The sequence below is a fragment of the Clostridium tarantellae genome, assembly GCF_009295725.1.
GTDB classification, from domain to species: Bacteria; Bacillota; Clostridia; order Clostridiales; family Clostridiaceae; genus Sarcina; species Sarcina tarantellae.
Genome location: NZ_WHJC01000586.1, coordinates 1 through 714 on the forward strand (window position 1 = coordinate 1; position 714 = coordinate 714).

General features: G+C 18.8%; 1 protein-coding gene. It reads right to left on the minus strand.

Translation table 11 applies throughout. The features are described from left to right. Window positions 1-73 precede the first annotated feature (73 nt). Window positions 74-451 carry a ribosomal maturation YjgA family protein gene (locus GBZ86_RS16490; protein WP_152892480.1) on the minus strand — a complete coding sequence of 126 codons (378 nt, stop codon included), beginning with the start codon at window positions 449-451 and terminating at the stop codon, window positions 74-76. Window positions 452-714 lie beyond the last annotated feature (263 nt).

Below are 714 nucleotides of genomic sequence, written 5' to 3' on the forward strand. Positions count from 1 at the left end.
ATTTAATATACAATATGAGGTGATTTCTATAAATTTTATATAATTTTTTTAATTTAAATTCTTTTTTTAAGTTTTAGTATTTAAATTTCATACTTATTATTTTGTCCCATATTAATAAAATAACAGCACCTATTAAATAACAAAGAATATCCTTAATATCAAAAGTGTTACCAATGATTGTAGCAACTATTTTATTATTTTGTAATTGTAATACTTCTACAATGTTAAAATATTGTAGTACTTCTATAAAAGAAGCAAATACAAATAAATATATAGGTAAAAGCTTTATTGGTTTTGATATAAATGTTTTTATGAGAGTATACATTAAAATAATTACTAAAACATCTCCAATATATGCTCTAATAAATACATTTTTCACAGCAATTGCAATAAAACTTTCTACTAGAAATAAAATAATAAAACTCACTAAATATCTTAAATTTATTTTCATATAAAGCCCTACTTTCCTTAATTCATAGTAAATATACTTTTATTATATCATTCCATTATTCTTTTTTCCTCTGTTTTAAATAAGTGTTATATATAATCCTTTTAAAATATATTAAATAGTTTAATGAGACTTTTCTTTGTGTTAAATTCATTTCAAGTAAAAAAATAAGCATTTTAGGACAAACCTCATAAATAATACATTATTTATGCTATATTAAATAATAAATATATTTTATAGGCGATTGTGAAATTAAGATTTAAAAA

What these genes read in the sequence shown, in the direction of transcription:
- GBZ86_RS16490 (WP_152892480.1), bottom strand. Translation starts at nt 451, where the DNA reads ATGAAAATAAATTTAAGATATTTAGTGAGTTTTATTATTTTATTTCTA.